General features: G+C 72.1%; 16 protein-coding genes. 7 read left to right on the top strand and 9 right to left on the bottom strand.

Annotated features, from left to right (window positions below; translation table 11 throughout):
• Window positions 1–52: 52 nt before the first annotated feature.
• Window positions 53–1,006, bottom strand: coding sequence for a hypothetical protein (locus WMF12_RS16850; RefSeq protein ID WP_437872545.1), 954 nt, complete (start codon window positions 1,004–1,006; stop codon window positions 53–55).
• Window positions 1,007–1,211: 205 nt separating this feature from the next.
• Window positions 1,212–1,985: an MBL fold metallo-hydrolase gene (locus WMF12_RS16855; protein ID WP_437872546.1), complete on the bottom strand. Its 774-nt coding sequence runs from the start codon at window positions 1,983–1,985 to the stop codon at window positions 1,212–1,214.
• Between the two features lie 422 nt (window positions 1,986–2,407).
• Here WMF12_RS16855 and WMF12_RS16860 point away from each other — a divergent pair, with 422 nt between their 5' ends.
• The 3 genes from WMF12_RS16860 (at window position 2,408) to WMF12_RS16870 (ending at window position 9,969) form a co-directional block, all read left to right on the top strand.
• Window positions 2,408–3,865: a hypothetical protein gene (locus WMF12_RS16860; RefSeq protein WP_437872547.1), complete on the top strand. Its 1,458-nt coding sequence runs from the start codon at window positions 2,408–2,410 to the stop codon at window positions 3,863–3,865.
• A gap of 10 nt (window positions 3,866–3,875) precedes the next feature.
• Entirely contained in the window at window positions 3,876–8,627 is a 4,752-nt protein-coding gene (locus WMF12_RS16865) for a sigma 54-interacting transcriptional regulator (RefSeq protein ID WP_437872548.1), read from the top strand.
• Window positions 8,628–8,688: 61 nt separating this feature from the next.
• Window positions 8,689–9,969 (top strand): hypothetical protein, encoded by a 1,281-nt coding sequence (locus tag WMF12_RS16870; RefSeq protein WP_437872549.1) that lies wholly within the window; start codon window positions 8,689–8,691, stop codon window positions 9,967–9,969.
• Window positions 9,970–10,111: 142 nt separating this feature from the next.
• Here WMF12_RS16870 and WMF12_RS16875 read toward each other — a convergent pair whose 3' ends face one another.
• Together WMF12_RS16875 and WMF12_RS16880 are read right to left on the bottom strand one after the other, a co-directional pair.
• Window positions 10,112–11,665, bottom strand: a complete 1,554-nt coding sequence (locus tag WMF12_RS16875) for a glycosyl hydrolase family 8 (RefSeq protein WP_437872550.1) — start codon at window positions 11,663–11,665, stop codon at window positions 10,112–10,114.
• A 318-nt stretch (window positions 11,666–11,983) separates the two neighbouring features.
• Window positions 11,984–12,895 carry a LysR family transcriptional regulator gene (locus WMF12_RS16880; RefSeq protein ID WP_437872552.1) on the bottom strand — a complete coding sequence of 304 codons (912 nt, stop codon included), beginning with the start codon at window positions 12,893–12,895 and terminating at the stop codon, window positions 11,984–11,986.
• A 136-nt stretch (window positions 12,896–13,031) separates the two neighbouring features.
• On the opposite strand from WMF12_RS16880, the gene WMF12_RS16885 reads away from it, so the two are divergent.
• Entirely contained in the window at window positions 13,032–13,724 is a 693-nt protein-coding gene (locus WMF12_RS16885) for an O-methyltransferase (protein WP_437872553.1), read from the top strand.
• A gap of 56 nt (window positions 13,725–13,780) precedes the next feature.
• On the opposite strand, the gene WMF12_RS16890 is transcribed toward WMF12_RS16885, so the two are convergent.
• Entirely contained in the window at window positions 13,781–15,043 is a 1,263-nt protein-coding gene (locus WMF12_RS16890) for a Kelch repeat-containing protein (protein WP_437872554.1), read from the bottom strand.
• A 200-nt stretch (window positions 15,044–15,243) separates the two neighbouring features.
• Between WMF12_RS16890 and WMF12_RS16895 the strand changes: the two genes are divergently transcribed.
• Complete coding sequence (locus tag WMF12_RS16895) at window positions 15,244–15,600, top strand: antibiotic biosynthesis monooxygenase family protein (RefSeq protein ID WP_437872555.1); 357 nt, start codon at window positions 15,244–15,246, stop codon at window positions 15,598–15,600.
• 160 nt (window positions 15,601–15,760) lie between these two features.
• Window positions 15,761–16,789, top strand: coding sequence for an alpha/beta hydrolase family protein (locus WMF12_RS16900; RefSeq protein ID WP_437872556.1), 1,029 nt, complete (start codon window positions 15,761–15,763; stop codon window positions 16,787–16,789).
• Between the two features lie 100 nt (window positions 16,790–16,889).
• On the opposite strand, the gene WMF12_RS16905 is transcribed toward WMF12_RS16900, so the two are convergent.
• The 3 genes from WMF12_RS16905 to WMF12_RS16915 all read right to left on the bottom strand — a co-directional run bounded on the left by WMF12_RS16905 (window position 16,890) and on the right by WMF12_RS16915 (window position 19,992).
• The gene (locus WMF12_RS16905) at window positions 16,890–18,329 is read right to left on the bottom strand and encodes a PLP-dependent aminotransferase family protein (RefSeq protein ID WP_437872557.1); all 1,440 of its coding nucleotides are present in this window, start codon (window positions 18,327–18,329) and stop codon (window positions 16,890–16,892) included.
• Between the two features lie 3 nt (window positions 18,330–18,332).
• Window positions 18,333–18,920: a LysE family translocator gene (locus tag WMF12_RS16910; RefSeq protein ID WP_437872559.1), complete on the bottom strand. Its 588-nt coding sequence runs from the start codon at window positions 18,918–18,920 to the stop codon at window positions 18,333–18,335.
• Between the two features lie 223 nt (window positions 18,921–19,143).
• Window positions 19,144–19,992: an oxidoreductase gene (locus WMF12_RS16915; RefSeq protein ID WP_437872560.1), complete on the bottom strand. Its 849-nt coding sequence runs from the start codon at window positions 19,990–19,992 to the stop codon at window positions 19,144–19,146.
• Window positions 19,993–20,116: 124 nt separating this feature from the next.
• On the opposite strand from WMF12_RS16915, the gene WMF12_RS16920 reads away from it, so the two are divergent.
• The gene (locus WMF12_RS16920) at window positions 20,117–21,076 is read left to right on the top strand and encodes a LysR substrate-binding domain-containing protein (protein ID WP_437872561.1); all 960 of its coding nucleotides are present in this window, start codon (window positions 20,117–20,119) and stop codon (window positions 21,074–21,076) included.
• Here the strand turns inward: WMF12_RS16920 and WMF12_RS16925 are convergent.
• A complete protein-coding gene (locus tag WMF12_RS16925; RefSeq protein ID WP_437872562.1) occupies window positions 21,024–22,931 on the bottom strand; it encodes a M6 family metalloprotease domain-containing protein in 1,908 nt (635 codons plus the stop codon). The genes WMF12_RS16920 and WMF12_RS16925 overlap by 53 nt on opposite strands.
• Window positions 22,932–23,006: the final 75 nt, after the last annotated feature.

Raw genomic sequence — 23,006 nt, forward strand, 5'->3', positions numbered from 1 at the left:
GGCCGACGGCCGTTCATGCAGCGCTTGAGCCCCGCGAGGGGCGCCCGCCCGATCAGAGCCCTCCGAGCGTGGTCGTCGCCACGCACCGACCGTTCCTGCACGTCGCGCCCACGGCGCGCTCGAAGGCGCAGCCGACGGCCGGGCAGCGCGGCGGGCGCGTGCAGGTCTTCTCGAAATTCGCCTCGAACGCGGCGCGATGGTCGCGGTGGATCGCGTGCTGGCACCCGCACGGCCACCCGCAACAACCCGCAGGCTCCGGGCACGACAGCACGCAGTCGGTGGGGCTCTGGCAAGCATAAGGGTCGCTCGACGCGGGCGTGCTCCGCGAGGGGACGGAGGGCGGCGGGGGGCTCGGCGGCGACTGAGGGCGCGCAGCCCCAGGCACATCGAGGACGGCCTCCGCGGTGCAGACGGGCACGTTCGCGGTGCGCACGCCGGCGCGCACCACGTGCTGGCCTGGCGGCAGCGCCGAGGTGCACGGAGGCGCGCCTCGGAGCGCGATCGTCGCTTCCGCGATCGGCCGCGCCTCGCCGGGGCCAAGCTCGATACGACGCGCCGAGCTCACGCCCAGGCACGGCCCCGCGTTGCACGTCCCATAATAGTCGTAGCCCGGCCCGAGCCCCTCGAGCTCGACGAGCCCGTTCGGGCATCGGTCGGGCAGCTCGAGCGCGAGCGGCTGCCCGGTCGCGTTCTCGGCCACCACGCGGAGCAGCCGTCGCTCGCCGGCGACCGGCGAGACGTCCAGGCGGAGCCTCACCGCGCATCGAAACCCGTGCGCGCCGCCCGGATCGATCATGACCGGGATGACCGGCAGGGCCGGAGGCGCGTAGGGCTCCGGCACCTCCTTCGGCGCAGACGTCTCGGCGCTCCCACCGGCGTTGGGGCCGCCCGCATGGGGGCCGCCCATATAAACCACGCGGCCCGGCGGGCGTTCTTGAACACACCCCAAGGCCGAGGAGAGGATGAGCAGCGAGAGGATACGACGAGTCGATTGATTGATAAGCATCAGCGCCTCTTCGCCCGGCCGGCAAGCGGACCGCCGCGCGCGCCCGTGCGGCCGCCGCCGGCAGGCCCGATTGAGGCTGCCCGCCGCTCGGTTCGTCGCGTTCGACGCGAGCATACCATGAGCGGGCGCGGGCCGCGGCGCCGATCACCGCCTCGGCTGGCGGCGAGCCGGTCTCCTCGACGATCGCCTGCATTGCCGGCGCACGCTACGCGCGCTTCGCCAGGTAGGCATCGACCAGCTCGATCAGCCGTGCCCGGCCGAAGCTGGGGTCGTGGCCTGCATGCACGATCTGCACTGGGAGCTCCCGCAACCGCTTCATGGTGCGGACGTAGGCGGGAATGTCTGCGCCCTCGATCTCATCCAGCAGCGGCCCGTCATAGATCGCATCGCCCGAGAACAAGGTTCCGGTCGCCGCCTCCCACAGACCGATGCTGCCCGGCGAGTGACCGGGCAGGTGCAGCACCTCGAAGTGACGGTCGCCGAGATCCACGACGTCGCCTTCGGCGACGACCTCCGTGACCGGCGCGTCATGCAGGGCGTAGCTTGCCATGTCGTACTCCGCGTGGGGCAGGGCGGTGATCAAATCGCCCTCGATCGGATAGCCAGCGTCGCCCAGCTTGCGGATCTCCTCGGCGCCCATCACCGAGGCCAGCAAGGTGCCGCGGTCGGTCGGTGAGCGCAGGTTCTCCGCCTCGAGATCGTGCACCAAGGTGTGCTCGAAGTCATGGTGGCTGCCCACATGATCGGTGTGGGTGTGGGTCGCGACCGCCGTCACCGGCTTGTCGATCAGGTGCTTTATGGCCTCCCGCAGGCTGACGATGCCCATACCCGTGTCGATCATCAGGTCGCGATCGCGACCGCGCACATGCCAGATGTTGCAGCGCATCAGCGGCACCACGTGCGGCTCGATCAGCAGCGTGATGTCATCGCTGACGCGCGTGATCTCGAACCAGCGGTCGGCGATCGGCAAAGTGGCCATGCGTTTCGGTGGTGGCCTAATCTGAACATGAAGGCGGTAAGGCGGGAAGAAAAGATCGATGATCTTCCCGCTTTACCACCTTTGTGTGAATCACTCCGGGGCAAATTAGGCCACCACCGGGGGCGGGAGCGTTCCTCGTCGTCCGCCTCTGCGAGGGGGACGCCGTCCTCGTCGAGGCGCACAGAGGTGCCGCCGAAGAGCGACAGTTGCATGCACGCTTCGAGCGGGGAGAGCTCGGGGACCTCGTTGGAGCGCTCCTCGCTCGGCCGGTCGTCCACGGTTACCAGCTCCTGGTCACCCCGCCGTTCCGGTTACCACGTCCCCTGGTAACCGCCCCGTTGCGACGCGCGCAATCCATTGAAATTCAATGACTTGGCGCGATGGCCCGAGAGCTGCTTCAGGGGCTGGCAGGAGACCTTACGATGGTAACCGAACCGACATCCCACCGCCTCGCGCTTCCCATTCTCCTCGCCACCCTGATCGCCGCGTGCGCCGGAACGTCCGACGGCGGCAGCTCGACCTCGACCGGCGACGCCCCGGCCGATCCGCTGGATCCAGCGCCTCACGAGGGCGCCCGCCCCGGCCAGCAGGCCGCGCCCGCTGTGCCTTCGGCGCCGGATCTCGCGTACCCCGGCAAGGGCTTCATCGTCCACGAATGGGGCACCGACACCGTGGTCGTCGGCTCCGACGGCTCGCTTCAACCGGGGTTGCACCACGAGGAGGAGGACCTCCCCGCCTTCGTCTATGACCGGCTCGAAGCCGGCTCGCTCGATGGCTCGATCTCGACGAGCGTCAACGTGAAGATGGAGACGCCGGTAACTTACTTCTACGCCGAGGAGCCGCTCACCGCGCACGTCCAGATAGCGTTCCGCAAAGGGATCTTCACGCAGTGGTACCCCGCGGTCCGCGAGTTTTACCCGCCCATCATCGCGCCCAACACCGTTGCTGGCGTGACGACGTACGCGGACCCGGCGTTCGACCCCGAGTTCCCCTTTGGCTCGCCGATGTGCTCGGAGATGTACGGCCTGAACGCGAACGGCCTCCTCCAGTGGAGTACGTTCGAGATCCTCGGGCGCGACAGCGACGTCCCGCTGCCCGAGGCGCCGCTCGATCGGTTCACGTGGGCTCACGCGCGCCAGGTCGGCGCCAACCCGCTCCGCGTCGCAGGCGTGCCCGGCGCGACGGAGGCGCCCCAGCACGAGCGCTTCCTGTTCTATCGAGGGCTCGGCAACTTCGACCTGCCCGTCCGCGTGACGGCCGGCACCGGCGGGGCGATCTCCGCCGAGAACACCCTCGACGAGGCGATCGGCGCCGTCTTCGTCCTCAACGTCGGCGCCTCGACGGGGGCGTTCGTCGCGCACCCCCAGGGCATCGCCACGGGCGGCACGCTCGTCGAGCGCGCCCCCTCGCTCGACGGAGCGCCGCCCCTCGACGAGTTCGTCGAGTCGCTCGGCGCGAGCATGATCGACGCCCTCGACGCGACCGGCCTGTACCACGACGAGGCCGTCGCCATGGTGAACACCTGGAAGCGCCAGTGGTTCCGGACGCCCGGCGTCCGGGTGCTCTACCTCGCTCCGGAGGCGTGGACCGACGCCTCGATCCCGATCACCATCGCTCCCACGCCTGCCGATGTCGTGCGCGTCATGATGCTTCGCGTCGAGGTGCTCTCGCCCGAGATGGAGGCAGCGGACGTCGGCGCGGCGAGGCGGCTCGCAGACCCGTCCCTCGCCGGCGACGCCGCGCGCCACTTCGACGATCTCGGGCGCTTCGCCGAGCCGCGCCTCCGCCGCGCGCTCTCGCTCCTCGGCGAGCCTGCGTACGGCGAGCCCCTGCTCGCCCGCATCGCCGCCGGAGCGACGGCGAGCGCCGCGCGCGAGTAACCTCTCCGCCATGCACGCCCCGCGGCGCGAGCCCTTCGTGGCCCATGCTCGGTACGAGCCCGGCGAGATCCTCGGGCAGGGGGCGCAGGGCGTCGTGGGGCGCGTGATCGACCGCGAGGCGCGGGGGCGCGAGCTCGTCGCGAAGGTGTTCCGTCAGGGCGCCTTCCGCGAGGACACCCTGCTCGGCGAGTTCGCGCTGCTCGCGCGCCTGCGCGTCCCCGGCGTGGTGCGGGCGCACGATCTCGGGCGGGACGAGCGGACGGGAGCGCCCTTCCTCGTCGAGGAGTACGTGGCCGGCGACGACGCCGCGGCGTGGGTGCAGGGGGCCCCGGCCGGCGAGCGCCCGGCGCGGCTCGCGGGCGTGCTCGCCGGCGTCGCGAGGACGCTCGCCGCCCTGCACGACGCGGGGTTCGTGCACAGCGATCTCAAGCCGGCGCACGTCCGGATGCGGCCCCTCGGCGGGGGCGGCGCCGAGGCCGTGCTCCTCGACCTCGGGGCGGCGGTGTCGAGGGCGCGCGCGCCGGGCGGCGCCGTCGCGTTCACCTCGGCTTTCGCCGCGCCCGAGCTGCTCGCCGGGGGCGCGCCGTCGGCCGCGTCCGACCTCTACAGCCTGGGGGCGCTCGCGTGGTGCTCGGCCGCGGGCCGCCCGCCCGGGCCCTTTCGCGCGCGGCGCCCGCTGCGCGACGCCGCGTCGTGGGTCCAGCCGAGCGTGGCCGAGGTGGTCGAGGCGCTGCTCGCGCTGCACCCGCGAGACCGCCCTGCCGAGGCCCGCGAGGTGCTCCGGCAGCTCGGCGTCGCGGCCGTGGAGGCGGGCATCGCCGTGGGGGCGCCGCCCGCGCCCATCGGTCGGGAGCGCGAGCTCGAGGCGCTGCAGCAGGCGCCGTCACCGTCAGGCCGCGTGCGCTACGTCACGGGGCCGAGCGGCGCCGGCAAGAGCCACCTCGGGCGCGAGCTCGTGACGCGGGCGCTGCTCGCCGGGCGGAGCGCCCGGTACGTGGCGTTCCCGCGCGAGGCCGACCCGCTCCTGCTGCGGCTCATCGCGTTCTTCCGGGGCGCCGAGCGGGCGCCGCCGTTCGTGACGCCGCCCGGCGGCGGGCCCCCGCTCCTGCTCTTGCTGGACGACCTGGACCAGGCCCCGGCCGAGCTCCGCGCCGCGCTCGACGCGTACCGGTGCCGGCCGGCGGCGCCCGGCGGCGCGGCGATCGAGGTGGTCGCGACGGCCCGGAGCGCGCCCGAGGGCGCGGCGTGCGTGGCGCTCGGGCCGCTCAGCGACGCGAGCTTCGGCGCGCTGTGCCGCGCGCTCGGCGTGGACGACGAGGCGAGCGTGCGAGCGGCCGCCGTGGCGTCGGGGAAGAACCCGGGGTGGCTCTTCGCGTCGCTCGGCCGCGTGCCGCTCACGAAGGACACGGCGATCGAGCGCGTGCGCGGGCTGTCGGCCGACGCCTGCGCGACGCTCGCCGCGATCGCGATCGCGGGCGGCGCCCTGCCCGAGGCGCGCTGCTCTCTCGGGTTCGGGCGCGGCGGCCGGGCGGACGCGCGGGGCGGCGGGCGGCCGCGCGCCTCCGGCGAGCGAGCCCTCGGCGAGCTGCTCGCGGGCGCGCTGATCGCGAGGCGGGAGGCGGCGGCCGGCGCGCTCACCACGCTGTCCGCTCCCGCCCTGGCGAGGGATCTCGCCGCGGCGCTCGCCACGCCGGAGGTCGCCGAGGAGGTCGCCGCGGCGCTGCTCGCGGATCCCGGCGCGCCTGCGTCGGCGCTCCTCTCGGCGGCGGCGGCGCCGTGCACGAAGGCCCGGCGCGCGCAGCTCCACGAGCGGGCCGCGGCGCAGGCGCGCGAGGCCGGGCTGCGGTCGGAGGAGATCGAGGCGCTGCTCGCGCTCGGCGAGGACGCGGACCGGAGGACCCCGGCGCTCCTCTGCAGGCTCGAGCGGCTGACGCGCGACGCGGGCGTGGGCGCGGCGCACCCGCAGGTCGTGGCGTGGCTCGACGAGGCGGCGCAGCGCGACGAGCGGGTGCTCGTGCTCGCGCTGCGGCGGCGCGCGGAGAAGCGCGCGCGGGATGGGGACGCGACGGCGGCGAAGGAGCAGGCGCTCGCGGCGCTCGCGGCGGCGCGGAGGCTCGGCGGCGGGGCGGCCGAGGCGTTCGCGCTGTCGACGCTGGGGCTCGTGGCGCTGATGCGCGCCGACTGGGGCGAGGCGGAGGCGTGGCTCGCGGGGGCGCAGGCGAAGCTGCCCTCGGCGGGCGAGCGCGTGGACGACGTGGAAGGCGAGCGCGTGGACGACGTGGAAGAGGTGGCGCGGCTCCACCACAACGCGGGCATCGTCGCCCTGTACCGCGGCCAGGTGGACGGCGCGGTGCGGACGTTCGAGGCGTCGCTCGCGGTCAAGCGGACCCTCGGGGACCGCGCCGGCATGCGCTCGTGCCTGATGAACCTCGGGATCGCGCTCGGGAAGGCGTCGCGCTACGAGGAGGCCTTCGGCGCGCTCGACGAGGCGATGCGCCTCGCGCGGTCGCTGGGGCAGGTGGCGGGGCGCGGCTGGTGCCTGTCGGCGCGCGCGGACATCGAGGTGCGCCGCGGCGACGCGCGCGCGGCGGAGCGCTGCATCGAGGAGGCGTGGGCGCTCGCGGCGTCGCTCCCTGCGGCGATCCAGGCCGATCTGGTGATCGCGCGGGCGAACGTGGCGTTGCTCGACGGCGACGGGCGGCGGGCGCTCGCGGCGCTCGCGGCGCTGGACCCGGGCGTGCGGGCGAGCGACCCGCTGGTGGACGCGCGGGCCCAGGTGGCGGAGGCGCAGGCGTACCTCACCAAGCTGCCGGCGGAGCCCCGGCGGGCGGCGCGGGGGGCGATCCGGGCCGCGCGGCGGGCGCGCGCGGCGATGCTCGCGGAGGTGGAGGCGCAGGCGCTCGACGTGCTGCGCTCGGCGCGGCCCGGCGCACGGCGGGCGCCGGCCGCGGCGACGGCGCGTGGCGGCGCGCATGGGGCGCAGGGGGCACCGGCGGCGGGGCAGGGGGCACCGGCGGCGGGGCAGGGCGCACCGGCGGCGGGCGGCGCGTATGCTGGCCCAGGCATGACGGCGGCGGCGAGCGGAGAGGACGGCGCGCTCTGGGCGTGGCTCGCGTCGGTGGCGACCGCGGACGGCGCCGCGGAGGCCGCGGTCGGGCTCGCTCGCGCCCTCGTGCAGCAGTCGGGGGCCGAGCGCGCGCTGCTCGCCGTGGTCGACGAGCAGGGGCGGGTGGTCGCGGCCTGGGGCGCCGACCTCGACGGGCTGGAGATCGCCGAGGCGGCGCGGCGCATCCCGCCCGACCTGGCGCAGCTCGCGCTGAGCCAGGCCGCGCCCGTCCACTACCAGCGCGACGTGGAGACGCCGGGCGGCCGCGGCTCGCGGCTCGTGCTGCGCGTCGGCGCAGACCACGCCTCGATGGGCGGGCGCGCCCTGGCGGCGAGCGCGGCCTCGCCAGGTCCGGCGCTCCCCGGGCCTCCGCGCGCGCTCATCGTGGTCGAGCACCGGTTCCGCCCGGCGTGCTTCGACGCCGTCACGGAGGCGCGGGCCGCTCGCTGGGCGTCGCTCGCGGGGCTCTTCCTGCGGCTCTTCGCCCGCCCCGGCGCGCCGGAAGAGCCCCGCCGCGAAGGCCCGGCGCCTCCCTGCCTCGCCTCGCTCGCGGAGCCCGCGCCCGATCTGCGGCGCGCCGACACGACCGTCGTGCCCGCGGCCCAGCCGCGGAGGAGCTTCCCCGACATCCTGGGCCAGAGCGCCGCGCTGGGCCGGGCGCTCGCGCGCCTCGACGCGGCCATCGACAGCGATCTGCCCGTGCTCCTCGCGGGCGAGACCGGCACGGGCAAGGAGCTCTTCGCCCGCGCGCTCCACGATCTCGGACCGCGCCGTTCGCGCGAGCTCGTCGCGATCAACTGCGGCGCCGTACCCGACGCGCTCTTCGAGGCGGAGCTCTTCGGCCACGCGCGGGCCTCGTTCACGGGGGCCGAGCGCGCGCGCCCCGGCCTGCTCGCCCGGGCCGAGGGCGGCACGCTCTTCCTCGACGAGCTGGGGGAGCTGCCGCTCGCGCGGCAGGCGGTGCTGCTGCGGGCGCTGGAGTCACGGCGCTATCGCCCGGTGGGCAGCGACGACGAGCGGCCGTTCGACGTGCGGATCGTCGCGGCCACGAACCGGGATCTCGCGCAGGCGGTCGCCGAGCGGGCGTTCCGGCAGGACCTGCTCTTCCGGGTGAACGCCATCGAGATCCACCTGCCGCCGCTCCGCGACCGGGAGGGCGACGTGCCGCTGCTGCTCGCCGGGTATCTGGGTCGGACGGGCGCCCCCATCGAGATCGCGCCGCGCGCGCTCGCGGCGCTCGATGCCTACGCGTGGCCCGGCAACGTGCGGGAGCTCGCGCACCTGGTCCAGCGCCTGGCCGCGCTGGGCGTGCGCCGCGTCGAGCTGGAGCACCTCCCGCGGGGGATGCGGGCGAGCGCGCTGCGGGCGAGCGCGCGCCGGACGCCCGACGCCGCCGAGCGCCCCGCGTCACCGGCCCGGCCGCCGATGGCCGGACCCGTCCCGCCGCCGGCCGCGGGGCGGGGAAACTCGGGCGAGGCGCGCCACGCGCTGGCCGAGGACGACGAGCGCGAGCCGATCCGGCGCGCGCTCGCGGAGACCGGCGGGAACATCAGCCGCGCGGCCGAGCGTCTCGGCATCACGCGCCACGGTCTGAAGAAGCGCATGGCGCGCCTAGGCATGCGCGCTCCCTCCGGATCGCAGAGGAAAACGGAGTGAATCCCCTCGTGAAGGTGCCGCTGACAGAGAGGCAAGCAAACGCAGCAGTGGAGGACTCTTTATGAAGGGCAGCGGTTCCGGAGCACTGAACACATCGAGGCTCGAGGAGGAGCACCGACAGGGCCGCGCGGCAGGAGAAGCGGTCTTTCCGATCTCCCCGCGCCCCTGCCATCGAGGACCGAGCTCGCGCCGTGGATGGAGCGGGCGGTTCGCGCTCGCGCTGCTCGTCGCGGGCTGCTCGCCTGCGGCCGTCGACGGATCGCCGGCGCTCCTGCCGGACGACGGCGGAGGCGGCGCCCCCGCCGCGCCGCCCTCGCCCGCCGCGTGTGATGCCTCCGCGGCCGACGGCGTCGCCGTCTTCGCCTCGAGCGTCGACACAGGCGCCCCGCAGGCGCCCGGAGCTCCCCCCTACGCGATCGACGGCTGCTTGCTGGCCTACGTCGCGCCGCGCGAGGCCGGCGACGCGAGCGGCGCCCTGAGGCTGCGTGATCTCGGTACGGGCGAAGAGCTCCTCCTCGCGCCGGCCGCCGAGACGCCGCGCCGGCCTGCGCTCGCCGGCGACGTCGTGGTCTGGGAGGCGACGGACCAGGGAGCACGCGTGGTGCGCGTGCGCCGGGGTGGCCAGACGCAGACGATCCGCGGCCCGTTCGATCACGCGGGCGAGCCGCGCGTGGAGGGAGACGCCGTGGTGCTGACGGGCTGGCTGACCGCGGACGAGAGCGGCGACACGGACGTGTTCCTGTACGAGATCGGCCAGGCGGAGGCGGTCCAGATCGCGTCCGGCCCGGGGCAGCAGCGTTTCCCGGACATCTCGGCGACGCACGTCGCCTTCGCTGATTTCTCCGAGGATCCCGACGGCCGCTTCGACGAGGACGCGCGCGATCTCGCGGACATCGTGGTCTATGACCGGCGCACGAGGCGCGCTATCCCGCGCTCCCGGGAAGGCAAACAGTCCTTCCCGATGCTCGGCGCCGGAGAGAGGGTGGTGGCTTATCTCGAATGGGCGCCGTTTCATCCGGAGCCCAAGTACGAGCAGTTCGATCTGCGGATCGGGGACATCACCGCTCCTGCGGACGGCGACGCCCTGGCCGCGAGCATCGAGCAGTCGGGCCGGCCGTACGTGCTTCCCGAGGTCCGCGGCGAGCTCATCGAGTGGGTGGAGCGGCCTGCGGACGGCAATGCGTCCTTGCGGCGGAGGCCGGCCGATCTCTCGGCGCCGGCGGCCGAGGTCCCCGGGCTCTCGGCGTTCGAGCTGTTCGGGCCGTCGGCTTCTGCGACGATCACCGTGGTCGCGGCGCGCTCGCCGGGAGGCGAGCTGGAGCTCCGCGGCGTCGCGCGGTGATCCGGGGGGCGCAGGCCAGCCCCGCTGCGACGCGGTGCAGGTCCGGGAACGCTACCTCCGGGCGGGACGGGCCTTGCGAGGGGAGTCGGCGTCGGGCGCCCGCGATCACCGAAGTGATCCGAGCGCCCCCACGCCTGCCGAGCTACTTCTTCGCAGCAGCGGCAGCAGGCGCCGCGGCCGGCGCCTTCCCAGCAGCAGGAGCGGCAGCCGGCGCCGCGGCCGTCTTCCCAGCAGCAGGAGCGGCAGCCGGCGCCGCGGCCTGCGCCTGCGGCGTGATGATGCGGAATTTCCCGCTCAGGTGCAGCAGCGACATCGTGTACAGCATGCCGTCGTAGTACCGCCACTTGCCGGTAGGCGCCTCGCGCTGATACAGCTCTTCGACGAAGCGCCAGGCCCGCGGATGGGTAGCGGCCAGCGCCGCGACGGCGTTCGCCGCCACGAGCCCGAGCGAGTCGTAGTCGACGATGGGCTTGCCCTCGAGGGTGAAGTTGCCCTTGTACTTGGGGCCCTGCGCCTCGAAGAACGCGAGGAGGCGATCGCTCAGCTCGGTCTGCCGCGGATCCTTCGCCCACCACGCCGCGTCCACCGACCAGTTCATCGCGGTGCGGAACGCGTCCTGACGGAAGTTGGCGGTCCCCGCGTCCCACGAGGCGCCCTTGGGGGTGCCATCGAAGTTGGCGTAATCCGGAGCGAGCCCGGTCTTCGGATGGGTCGTCTTGACGAAGTAATCGCGGCTCACCTTGGCCGCCTCGGCCCAGAACGCGCGGTCGGCCTCGGGGCCCCAGGCCGCCCAGAGGTCGTAGAACGCCGGCAGGTGATACGACGGATCGGTGTGATCGCCGTTCTTCGCGAAGTTGTCCGCGTCGGGCGTGAACCGCACCATCTTGTGCTCGGTGTTGAAGAGCGAGTGCAGCGTCGTCTTGCGCTTGTCCTTGTTGACCGGCCCGGTGATCGGCTTCCGGTTCTTCATCGCGTCGAGGATGCTGAAGGCTTCCTTCTTGTAGTCGTAGATCCCCTTGCCGTTCCCCCAGCGGTTCGACGCGAACAAGAGCGCCGTGGCGAAATACTCCTCCGCGTCGGGGGCGGGATTCTCATCCATGGCCGTGCCGTCCGGGCGCATCTGCCACGAGAAGTAGCCGAAGCCGGGGTGCTTCGGATCCGCGTGGTACATGTGGGACTTGGCCCAGTTCCACAGGGCGTCGAAGTCGTCTTTGCGATCGACCTGCACGGCGATCATCATGCCGTACGACATCCCCTCGGAGCGGACGTCGTTGTTGCCGATGTCCATGATGTACGCCTTGGGGCCGTTCGCGTTCTTTCCCGCCGGGAACAGGACGGCCTGCTCCTTGGGATCGCCGTGGAACAGCTGCTCGTAGGCCTTCGCGATCTTTGCGTCGATCTCGGCGGGCTTGTGTCCCAGCTCGGCGAACAGGTTGCGATACTCCCCCGTGGCGAACGCTCCCTTGGCAGCGGGCTTGAGCGGCGGACCGAGGGGCGCGGGCTCCGCCGGGGCGGGCGTCTGGGCCGCGGCGCTCGGGCTCGCGGTGCTGGCCGGAGCGGCGCTGCCGGCCGGGTTCGTGGAGCTCGCCGGATCGGGCGAGCCGACCTGGGTGCCTTGGTTGCTGGGCGCGCAGGCGATCACCGTGACCGCAAACCATGCCGATGCGACGGGAGACGTTAGCATTCGCAAGTTCATCGCTGTCCTCGTGTTCGAGCTCGCATCCTCTGAGGACGCGCTCGGCGTGGACATCGTTGGGCGATGTCCACGTAATGACGCTGGTGGGCGAGAAGGAAATCCAACCGCTCGGAGGCGTCAAGTCCCAACTGCCGGGCCTGCCTCGGGGTGAGAGGACACCGTGACAACCGCGATCCGGCTCTTCTGGAAAAGTCGCGTGATCCCAGCATCTTTTCATGTGTCGAAGGGAGCCGTCTTCACGCCACAGCGCTGCTCGCTCACGGGTCGCCGTGATCGACGTTCACACGCCCCGAAGCGGCGCCGCTGGACCGGGCGCGGCTACGCCCCGAGCTCCGCGAGCGACCGGCAGACGCGGCGGAGCCGGTCGCGCAGCCACCGGTGCGCCGGGTCGGCGTCGAAGCGGGGGTGCCACGCCTGCGAGATGGTGATGGCGGGCGTGGTCACGGGCAGGGGGAACGTGACGAGATCGAAGCGCGGGGCGGCGTGCGCGAGCCATTTCGACGGGAACGCGCCGACGAGGTCGGAGCTGGCGAGGAGGCACAGCGCCGCGTAATGGCCTGACGCCACGGCCGCGGTGGTCCTGGCGAGCCCTTTCTTCTTGAGGGCCTCGTCGATGGGGCCCCAGGTCTTGCCCAGCCTGGAGACGCCGAGGTGGGCGTGCTCGACGAATCGCTCCAGCGTCACCTTGCCGGACGCGAGCGGGCCGCCGCGGCGCACCACGCCCACGAAGCGGTCCTTGACGAGCGCCTGCACGCGGATCTCCGGGCCCATGTCGCCGATGATGCCGAGGTCGAGATCGATCCGGCCCTCCCGGAGCGCGGCGACGTCCTCGTCGCCCTCGGGCAGGAAGCGGACGGTGACGCCCGGGGCCTCGGCCCTCAGCGCGTCGAGGAGCGGGGCGCCGACGAGCCCGAGCATGCCGTCGCTGGTCCGGACGGCGAAGCTGCGGGTGAGCGCGGCGACGTCGAGCGCGCCCCGCTCGCGGAGGACCGCGCTGGCCGAGGCGACCACCGCGCGCACGCGCGGGCGCAGCTCCGCGGCGCGCGGCGTCGGCACGAGCCGCCGGCCAGCGCGCACGAGGATCGGGTCGCCCACGGCCTCGCGGACGCGCGCGAGCGTGCGGCTCATCGCCGAGGGGCTGAGGTGCATCCGCTTCGCGGCCAGGAGGACGCTCTCCTCCTCGAGCAGCACGTCGAGCGCGAGGAGCAGGTTCAGATCGATGGAGTGCATGGGACGCAGCAATAACTTACCGTACATGCACTGGAAGTCATGTCTTCTCGGGCGCAGGTTCGGTGTCGGACAGGGCAGCCGCGAGGGCGTGCAGCAGCGCCGTCACCGCGAGCCTGCCCGGAGGAGACATGCCATCATGAGCACCACGCTCGATTCGCCGCGCGTTCAAAGCACCCTCGACCGCCTCTTCCAGGACGCCGACAGCGGCGATCCGCGCATCATCGCCCGCGTCCGCGGCGACTGGGAGCGCCGCGGCCCGAGCCCCGACCCCGAGACGCTCGCCCACATGCTTGCCGACGCGTATCTGCCGGTCTCCCGCGAGGTCGGGCGGCTGCTCCATCTGCTCGCCTTCGCGGCGCGGGCGCGCACGGTGGTGGAGTTCGGCACGTCGTTCGGGATCTCGACGGTGTTCCTGGCTGCGGCGATCCGCGATGGCGGCGGCGGGCGGGTGGTCGGCAGCGAGCTGCACCCGGAGAAGGTGCGGCGGGCGCGGCAGAACCTCGATGAGAGCGGGCTCGGCGATCTCGTCGAGATCCGCGAGGGAGACGCGCTGGTGACGCTGCGGGACGTGGAGGGGCCGATCGATCTGGTCCTGCTGGACGGATGGAAGAACCTTTATTTGCCCGTGCTCCGGATGCTCGAGCCCCGGTTGCGGAGGGGCGCGCTCATCGTCGCGGACGATCTCGACATCGCGCCGGATGACCTGCGGCCGTACCTGGAGTACGTGCGCGGCGCGGACAGCGGCTACGGGTCGGTGGAGATCCCGCTAGGGGACAGGCTGGAGGTCTCCTGCTGGTACGGCCGCGACGGGCGCGAGCGCGAGGCGTGAGATAGGCCGCCTCGTTCCTCGCGCGAGGGCGAGCAGCGCGCGGCGGCGTGTGCGCATCAATGCTTCTTCTTGCAGCCCCCGTAGCGTTCCACGCTCGCGAGGGTTGGCGGATTGCTGAAGTACGTCGCGTCATACCCGCCCGTGATGAGGACCGAGCCGTCTTGCAGCGTCGTCGCGGTGGGGAAGCCCCTCTGGGTCGGCTCGTCGATCGGGGTCCAGCTGCCGTTCGCCTCCTTGTAGATCTCCGCGCCGTCGCTGCCGACGGCCATCACGCGGCCGTGGGACATGGGCGCGACGGCGGACGCCCACGTGTGGAGGAAGTTCGGCGGCGCGGTCAACGTCCACGTGTCGCTCGCGGGATCGTAGATCTCGGCGGTCTCGCCGGCATCGACGAGGATCTCGATCTCCTCCTCGGTGCCGCCGTAGATCCTGCCGCCGCCGCCGACCACCAGCACGCGCCCGCTCGGCAGCAGCGTGGCCGTGTGCTGCATGCGGGGCAGGTTCGTCGGCGCCGCCGCCGTCCAGGCGCCCGTGGCCGGATCGTAGATCTCCACGCTGGTGCGGCCCTGGGGCATCTCGTTGCCGTTCAACGTGTAGCCGCCGACGACGAGCACGCGCCCGTCCTGGAGCAGCGTCGCTGTATGCAGGTAGCGGGTCACCGACATCGACCCTGCGCTGGACCACGTGTTCGTGGCAGGATCGTAGAGCACGGCCTCCTTGAGGGTGCTGTCGTCGTCGCTGCCGCCCGTGCGTAATACCCGCCCGTCCGGCAGGAGGGTGAGCGCGGTATACGCGAACGCCCAACCACGGGCCGCCTCGCCGGGCGTGAGCGGGACGCTCGCCGTCGCGCCCGTGATCGGATCATAGACAAGCCCGCCTGGGCTGAAGAGCACCCTGCCGTCCTGAAGGAGCGCCGCGCCCACGGGGGACATGGGGTAGGGCAGCGTGTGACGGGTCGTCCACGTGTCAGCGGCGGGATTGTAGAAATCGACCGTCGTGGGGTAGGGGTAATCGCCGCTGCCGCCGGCGACCAACACCTGGCCGTCCGGCATGAGCAGGGCGATGTGCCGCTCTCGCGCCGCTGGCAGCGGCGCCACAGGCGACCACTCCGCGTGGACGCCGACGTGGCGGCGGCACTTCTTGTGCTTCTTCGCGTGGTGGTTGGCCAGCGGCGCCGAGCTCACCTCGATCGCCGCCTCGTCGAGCACATCCGCGGCTAGGGGTTCAGGCTCCGCCCCGGCACCGCAGCCGGCGACCGCGAGCGCGGCGAGGGAAAGGAAGGGGACCAGACCACGATGGCGACGACCGATGGTAAGCATGTAGGACCTCGTCAGGAGCTGGGGGAGGGGCGGCCGTCCCGCGCTGGGGACGCGCCATGGAGCGCAACAGAAGACCATATCAGATGGTCGTGTAAGCTGGAACGGGGCGCGCTTGACCGGGCGGGCGCTTTGACGTTTCGTATGCTCCGCGATGCCGAGCGTGGACTCTGTACCCCGCTCGCGCTGCCACAGGAGGTCACATGATCCGACGGATCTGGCACGGCTGGACAACCCCGGAGAACGCCGACACGTACGAGGCCCTGTTGAAGACAGAGATCTTCCCGGGAATCCTGGCGAAGCAGGTGCGAGGCTTCCGCCGCATCGAGCTGCTCCGGCGCCCGCTCGGGGACGAGGTCGAGTTCGTCACGATCATGTCGTTCGACTCGATCGAGGCCGTCAAGGCGTTCGCCGGCGAGGACCATGAGACCGCGTACGTGCCAGCGAAGGCGCGCCAGATCCTCGCGCGTTTCGATGCCCGAGCGCAGCACTACGAGCTCCGTGAGGCGCGAGAGAGCGAGGACCAGCGCGCCGGCGCAAACAGCACTGGCGATACGTGACATCTCCCGGCAGGCGTGCCGGGAGCTCTCGAGCGACGGCGCAGTCCCCAAAAGGCGCCCTGCGCTCTATATCCCTTCCCGAGGACCCCGCTGCGCCACTGCACGTCCACGGAGGCTCGTCATGACTCGCCACACGATCGCCCGACTGGTTGCACTCGCCGTGATCTCCTCCGTTTCCCCCGTGACCAGGGCCGCCGACGCTGCCGCGGGCGAGGAGTGCCTCTCGAGGAAGATCGACGCCATCGCCGGCAAGCTGGAGAACGCCGCCTTCGAGCGTGACGTGGAGCAGAAGAAGACCGATGACGTGCTCTGGTTCCACAAGGTGGGGGACATCGCCGTCATCGACAAGGTCAGGTACACCGGTCCGCCCGACCCGAGGGGCGAAGAGACCTACGGAATCGCCAACGCTCGACACCCATTCGTGGTCTGGGCTTATGTATTCGTGCCGCGAGGGCTCGACAGGTCCTTGAGGCACCCGGTCCTCCTGTTCCCGCACGGCGGCGTGCACGCAAGCTTCGACACGCAGAGCGCGCACATCGTCCGCGAGCTGATGCTGCAGGGATACGTGGTCATCGCCCCCGAGTACCGGGGTTCCACAGGATATGGCGAGGCGTATCACAAGGCCATCGACTACGGCGGGCTCGAAGTGGACGACATCGTCGAGGGGAGGAACTGGGCCGTCGCCGCGCTGCCCTTCGTCGACCCGGACCGGGTGGGAATCATCGGCTGGAGCCACGGAGGGCTCATTGCCCTGCTCGCCGCCGAGCGCTTTCCGGAGATGTTCAAGGCGGTCTATGCCGGCGTTCCGGTGACCAATCTCATTGCGCGGCTTGGCTACTCGACTCAGGATTATCGGGATCTGTTCTCTGCGCCCTATCACATCGGCAAGACACCCCACGCGGACGTGGCGGAGTACCAGCGGCGGTCGCCCATCTACCATGTCGACAAGATCTCGGCGCCGCTGCTCATCCACAGCACGACCAACGATCGGGACGTCCATGTGCTCGAAGTCGAGCACCTGATCCAGGCGCTCAAGGCAGCGGGCAAGCGCTTCGAGCACAGGATCTACGTCGACGCCCCGGGCGGGCACGCGTTCAACCGGATCGACACGCCCGCCGCTGTCGCGTCACGCAAGGAGATCTACGCGTTCCTGGCGAAGCACCTGAGACGGCGAGCCGAGCGCTCCTGACGTCGCTGGGCCGGGGAAGCCTCCTGGTCAGGCGCGCCGCTCCGCTACCGCGCCTCGACAGGGCTCGCCGCGGTGCGCAGGCGGGGACCCTCCCCACCCGCTACACCCCCACGACCGCCCTCTCCATCGCCCCCCGCGCGCTCGCCACGGCCGCAAACCGCTGCGCCAGGTACTCCGCCACCCGCACATTCTGGCTGAACACCACATTGAACCGGATATGCGGATCTCCCGCCCCATCCGCCATGAACGTCGCCCCGCGGGCCAGCAGGATCTTGCTGAGGTACGCGTCCTGCACCAGCTCGTCGACGTCCACCCCGCGCGGCGCCGCGCCCCAGAGGAACAGCCCGCCTTCACCCGGGTGGTCCAGCAGCACGCCGGCGTCGCGCAGCCGGCGCGCCGCTGCGTTCCGGGCCGCGCCGAGCTTCTGCTGCAGCCGATCGATGTGCTTGCGCCACCTGCCGGCCGACAGCACCTCCAGGAGCACGAGCTCGTTCAGCGCGCCGCTCGTCAGCACCGAATAGATCTTCTCGCGCAAGAGCGGCTTCAGCCGCCCTGGCTCGGCCGCGATGTAGCCGAGGCGCAGCGCCGGGCTCAGCGCCTTGCAGAAGCTGGAGTAATAGATGACCCCATCCAGCCCCGAGAGCTGCGCCAGCCGCGTGGGATGCCCGGGGTGGAAGTGGCCGTGCACGTCGTCCTCGGCGATGAGGACACCGTGCTGGTGCGCGATCGTCAGCACGCGGTGCAGGTTGGCGGCGCTCGATCCCCAGCCGGTCGGGTTGTGCAGCACGCTCTGGAGGAACATCAGCCTGGGCCGGTGCTCGCGGCACGCAGCTTCCAGCGCCCCCAGATCCACGCCGTCCGGCCTTCGCGCCACCGGGACGAGGCGGTAACCCGCCTGCCGCAGGCGGCCGAACAGCAGGAAATAACCCGGGTCTTCCACCAGCACCGCGTCGCCTGGCTGGAGGTAGCCCCGGCAGATCAGGTCGATCGCATGCGTGCCGCCCCAGGTCGTGAGCACGCGCCCCGCGTCGGCCGCGATGCCCTGGGAGCGCATCAGCATCGCGATGCGCTCCCGTAGCTCGGGCAGCCCCTGCGGCGGACAGCGCGCCGCCATGCCGGCGTCGTTGCGGGCGAGCGCGCGCTGGAGCACCGTCGCAGGGATGGCGTCGCTCAGCCAGCTCGCCGGCAACGCGCCGCTGCTGGCCAGCAACACGCCGGCGCGCTGGTCGTTGGACTGCTGCGCCAGCCACACCGGCTCCTGCTCCTCGCCGGCCTCGAGCCACGCCTCGCTCGGCATGGCCGAGGCCGCCTCGCACACGAAGAACCCGGCCGTGCCGCGCGACTCGAGCAGCCCGGCCGCCACCAGCCGATCGTAGGCCGTCACCACGGTGTTGGGGCTCACGCCGAGCTGACCCGCCAGCTGGCGGATCGACGTCAGCCGCGCGCCGGGCGGCAGCTGCGCGCCCTCGATCAGCGCGCGCAGCCGCGCCTCGATCTGGTCGGCCAGGGGAACGGCGGAGTCGCGGTCGAGCGAGAACATGGGTCAACGCAGGAGCAGGAGCGCCAGCACCGCCAGCGCGCCGGCCATGATGCCATTGAACAGCCGGTGCCGTCGCGGATCGGTCAGAAATCGCCGGATCGCCACGCCGAACAGCGCCCACGCCGAGGTGCACGGAAAGGTGATGGCGAGGCTCACGACGGACACGAGCAGGGCGCCGCTCGCCACGCCCATGCCCGCCGGCATGAACACCGAGGCCACCGTGATCGCCTTGACCCAGCTCTTCGGGTTGACGGCCTGGAACAGCGCCCCCTGCGCGAACGACAGCGGCCGCGGCACCTCGGCGCCCTTGACCGCGGCGCCGCCGGTCAGCTTCCACGCCAGCACCAGCAGGTACAGCGCGCCGGTCACACGCAGCACGGCGTGCAGCGCCGGGTAGGCGGCGAAGAGCGCGCCCAGGCCCAGGCAGGCGAAGAAGGTCTGGACCGCGCCGCCCACGCCGATGCCCAGGAGATGCGGCAGCGAGCCGCGGTAGCCGAAGTTGGCGCCCGAGGCGGTGAGCATCATGTTGTTCGGCCCAGGGGTGCTCGACATCACGAAGCAATAGGTCAGAAGGGGCAGCAGCTCGGTCATCGCAGGTCGCTCCGGTCGGGGATGGACCGGAGCGTAAGGAGGCGGTGTTCGCCGGTGAAGGCACAGGGGACGCGCCGCACGAAAGCACTGTGTCAGTCGCGCGACCGGTACAGCGAAGGGCCCGGCGCCCGGGGTGGCGCCCATGGTGAACTACCCGGAGGCGGCGGGCGCGTGACCCCCGTCTTTCCCTGCGCGCTCGCGCCTCCGGGGTGTCAACCTCGCTTCACTTCGGAAAGTCCGTCGACTCCGCGACGGCGCGCCACGCGGCGAGCTCCTGCGCCACGAGCGCGTTCTTCGCCTCGATCGCAGCCACGGCGTCGCTGCCGAGCGGGAGGCGGAGCGGGGGATTCTTCGCGCGGGCGAGCTCGACGACCACGCGCGCGAGCCGCTCCGGGTCGCCAGGCTGCTGGAGGCTGACCGTCTTCGCGTGGCTCCGGACCTTGCCCGCGGTCTCCGCATAATCGGCGATGACCTTGCCCGTCTCGACGACGGACTTCGCCTCCAGGAACTCCGTCCGGAAGTAGCCCGGCTCGATGATCGTCACCGCGATGCCGAGCGGCGCGAGCTCGGCGTGGAGCGCCTCCGAGATCCCCTCGACGGCGAACTTCGTCGAGCAGTACACGCCGAACCCGGCGCCCGACCGGTAGCCGCCGAGCGACGAGATGTTCAGGATCTGGCCGGCGCGCTGCTTCCGGAGCTGCGGGAGCACGGCGCGCGTCACCGCGAGGAGGCCGAACACGTTCGTCTCGAAGACGCGCCGGACCTCGTCGCCCGAGGTCTCCTCGATCGCGCCGACGACGCCGTAGCCGGCGTTGTTCACGAGGACGTCAATCCGGCCGAACCGAGCGACGGCCGCCTCGACCGCGGCGGCGACCGACGCCTCGTCCGTCACGTCGAGCGCGACGGGGAGGAGCGCCTCGGGCCGCCCGAAGCGGTCCGTGATGCTCTTCGGATCACGCGCGGTGGCGACCACCCGATCGCCGGCGGCCAGCGCCGCCTTCGCGATCTCCGCGCCGATGCCGCGCGACGCGCCCGTGATGAACCACACCCGCTCGTTCTTGCTCGTTTCCATGGGGATCTCCTCTTCGTTGCCCGGGGCGCTGCGCCCCTCACACGACGGAAGATGCAACATCCCGAGCATGAAGAAAATGCGCTAAAACGTTGATGCTTTATGAACTACCAGTTCATAATCGAGCATGACCGACGCGCTCGACGGGCTCACGACGTTCCTCGCCGTGGGCCGCCACAAGAGCTTCACCGCCGCGGCCGCCGCGCTCGGTGTCACCCCCACCGCCGTGAGCCAGAAGATCAAGCTCCTCGAGCGGCGGTGCGGGGTGGTGCTGTTTCAGCGGACCACGAGGCGCGTCGCGCTCACGGAGCCGGGCGAGAGCCTCTTTCAGCGCCTGCGGCCCGCGATCGCCGACGTCGAGGATGCGCTCGCCGCGCTCGGCGACTACCGCGGGCGCCCCTCCGGGAACCTCCGCCTCACCGCGCCGCGCGTGAGCGGCGCGTGGCTCGTTGCCCCGCTCGTGGCGCAGATGCGGGAGGCGTACCCGGAGCTGTCGATCGAGGTATCGCTCGACGACGCCTTCGTCGACCTCGTGGCGTCCGGCTTCGACGCGGGCATCCGGCTCGGCGACGCGGTGGAGAAGGACATGGTGCGGGTTCCGATCTCGAGCCACTCGTCGTGGTCGATCGTCGGCTCACCGGCCTACCTCGCGAAGGCGGGGCGACCGCGCGCGCCGGAGGACCTCGTCCGCCATCGCGCGATCCGCCAGCGCCTCCTCGCGAGCGGCGTCGTCTATCGCTGGGAGCTGGAACGCCGGGGCAAGACGATCACGGTCGACGTCCCCGGCGGCGTCGTCACCGACGATATCGGGCTCATGGTCGCGCTCGCGTGCGCGGGGGCGGGCCTCGCCTACGTGCCGGACCAGGCCATCGAGCGCGACCTCTCGGAGGGACGGCTGGAGCGCGTGCTCGAGGCGTTCATCACGAAGGGGCCTGGCTTCTGCCTCTATTTCCCCGCGCGCACGCAGGAGCAGCCGAAGCTCCGCGCGCTGATCGAGACGGTCACGAGCTTCCGCGGGCGGGAGGCCAAGCCGCTCAGTCGCACTCCCCGACGCTCCACATCCCGGGCGCCTCCACGTGGAGCGTGACGATCTCGTCCTCGTCGAACCCGAGCGCCTGATGCACGCCCGTGGTGCGGTATCCAAGGAAGATCTGGTCGTCCCCGAGGTCCACGATCTGCTTGTGGGCGCGGCCGTGGATCTCGTGCTCGGCCACGGACGCGGTGATCGCGTTGCAGGCGAAGGGGACATAGCTCACGTGCGCGAGCATGATCGGCCCGGAAACGTTGAAGTCCGTGACCGAGAGCCCGGTGAACTGCCCGTCCGCGTCGTCGCTGCTCGGGTCGGTGAACGGCGTGAAGGTCCGGCCCCCCTGCTCGTTGTAGAGGTTGGCGATGGAGCTCGGCGAGCTCGGGTTGCTCGCCATGAACGCGATCTTCCCGGCGCCCGCCTTCTTCGCCTCGTCGACGCGGTAGATCGCCACGCCGCCGGAGACGTCATCGAAGTCGAGCCAGCGCTGCAGGCCGCGGTCGTATCCCTCGTTCTGGCGGTTGTCGATCAGGAAGTACTGGTCCGGATCCGAGGTCTCGATCTTGTAGATCGTCGGCGCGACGCCCTGCCCGAGGAACTCCGCGCCGGCCGTCCGGACGATGGCAATGTCCTGCGGCGGGGACCCGGGCTCGATCACCGTCGGCGCCAGGAATCCGGCCTTGATCCGGCTCCAGGCGCCCATCGCCACGGGCACCGAGCCCGCGGGCGAGCCGCTCGTGCTCCCCCAGCTCCCGGACGCCATCACGCACCATGACCCGAGCGGGGTAGGGCCCTTGTAGAGATCCGGGAGGCCGACCGCCGAGTGCCCGAGCTCGTGCACGATGACACCCACGGTGGCCGGCATCGTGGTGGGCACGCCGCCGACCGAGTGGACCTGCCGTTCGCCGAGCGCGGCGTAGCCGGTGAGGACCTTCCCGTCGAGGGTGATCGGGTCCTCGAAGCCCTTCGCATGGGCCCAGATGGAGGGCGTCTTGCTCGTGTTCGCGGTCTCGTAGCCGGCCACGATGAAGACCGTGTTGAGCTCGTCGCCGCGGACCTTGCCGTCTGCGTTGGTGTCGTAGGAGGCGAAGTTGACGAAGGGATCCGCCAGCACCAGCGCCTCCTTCAGGTAGAGCTGGAGGAGGGAGAAATCCTTCTTGCTGTTGGGGTGCGCGAACGGGAGCTTGATCCGGACGATGCCGTCGTTGGCGGTGCCCTGGGTCTCCTTCGCGCGGGTGAAGGAGAACTTCCCGCGCGACATGTCGGCGTAGTAATGGTTCACCGAGCCCGGGAGGCTCCCGTACATCGTCTGCTTCCAGTACGCGAGGTCGGTGTTGAAGTTGCCGGTGAACGCGCCTGGCGTGGCGAGCCCGCCCCCCTGGGTGAACTCCAGCAGGATGGTCAGCAGGGGGCGCCGGATCCCGGAGATCACGGTCGGATTCGCCGCGAACGAGAGCGCGCCTCGAGAATGTGCGATCTCCGCCTCCCAGAGGGTATCGAGCGCCTCGTCGTCGATGCGCTGGAGCAACGCCGGATCCACGGGGCCGCCCTGCCCGCGGAGATCGCGGACCAGCACCCCGGAGGGGACGAGCCTGAGGGCGCCGCGCGCGTCCGAGCCGAGCTCGGCGACCTCGTAGTCGCCCGAGAGGTCGTTGAGCACGACGGCGGTGCCGTCCGCCATCCGGAGGTAATCGAAGTGCTCGTCGCCGATCACCTCGGCGCGGAAGGTCGCGCCGGTCGTGTCGAGCGGGATCTCGCGCAGCCCGGGCTCGGCGCTCACCGCGGCCGCGGGGCGGCTCGCCGAGACGGCGCTCGCCAGCACGGCGAGCGCGACGAGCCCGAGCCGCTCCGATCGGCGCGCGCCGGCGATCCCCTGGTGATCCACGTTGCCCGCGCCGCTGTTTCGAGACGTCATGTCCGCATCCTCCTCAATCCGCGTTTCGCCGCGTTCGAGGGGCGCATCGCAACGCATGTGCCGGAATCGGTCTGC

It is taken from the genome of Sorangium sp. So ce363 (assembly GCF_051520435.1).
GTDB lineage: Bacteria > Myxococcota_A > Polyangia > Polyangiales > Polyangiaceae > Sorangium > Sorangium cellulosum_B.

Bases quoted from the DNA above. Each gene is read 5' to 3' on its own strand.
- WMF12_RS16850 (WP_437872545.1), bottom strand. From the start codon at position 1,006: ATGCTTATCAATCAATCGACTCGTCGTATCCTCTCGCTGCTCATCCTC.
- WMF12_RS16855 (WP_437872546.1), bottom strand. From the start codon at position 1,985: ATGGCCACTTTGCCGATCGCCGACCGCTGGTTCGAGATCACGCGCGTC.
- WMF12_RS16860 (WP_437872547.1), top strand. From the start codon at position 2,408: ATGGTAACCGAACCGACATCCCACCGCCTCGCGCTTCCCATTCTCCTC.
- WMF12_RS16865 (WP_437872548.1), top strand. From the start codon at position 3,876: ATGCACGCCCCGCGGCGCGAGCCCTTCGTGGCCCATGCTCGGTACGAG.
- WMF12_RS16870 (WP_437872549.1), top strand. From the start codon at position 8,689: ATGAAGGGCAGCGGTTCCGGAGCACTGAACACATCGAGGCTCGAGGAG.
- WMF12_RS16875 (WP_437872550.1), bottom strand. From the start codon at position 11,665: ATGAACTTGCGAATGCTAACGTCTCCCGTCGCATCGGCATGGTTTGCG.
- WMF12_RS16880 (WP_437872552.1), bottom strand. From the start codon at position 12,895: ATGCACTCCATCGATCTGAACCTGCTCCTCGCGCTCGACGTGCTGCTC.
- WMF12_RS16885 (WP_437872553.1), top strand. From the start codon at position 13,032: ATGAGCACCACGCTCGATTCGCCGCGCGTTCAAAGCACCCTCGACCGC.
- WMF12_RS16890 (WP_437872554.1), bottom strand. From the start codon at position 15,043: ATGCTTACCATCGGTCGTCGCCATCGTGGTCTGGTCCCCTTCCTTTCC.
- WMF12_RS16895 (WP_437872555.1), top strand. From the start codon at position 15,244: ATGATCCGACGGATCTGGCACGGCTGGACAACCCCGGAGAACGCCGAC.
- WMF12_RS16905 (WP_437872557.1), bottom strand. From the start codon at position 18,329: ATGTTCTCGCTCGACCGCGACTCCGCCGTTCCCCTGGCCGACCAGATC.
- WMF12_RS16910 (WP_437872559.1), bottom strand. From the start codon at position 18,920: ATGACCGAGCTGCTGCCCCTTCTGACCTATTGCTTCGTGATGTCGAGC.
- WMF12_RS16915 (WP_437872560.1), bottom strand. From the start codon at position 19,992: ATGGAAACGAGCAAGAACGAGCGGGTGTGGTTCATCACGGGCGCGTCG.
- WMF12_RS16920 (WP_437872561.1), top strand. From the start codon at position 20,117: ATGACCGACGCGCTCGACGGGCTCACGACGTTCCTCGCCGTGGGCCGC.
- WMF12_RS16925 (WP_437872562.1), bottom strand. From the start codon at position 22,931: ATGACGTCTCGAAACAGCGGCGCGGGCAACGTGGATCACCAGGGGATC.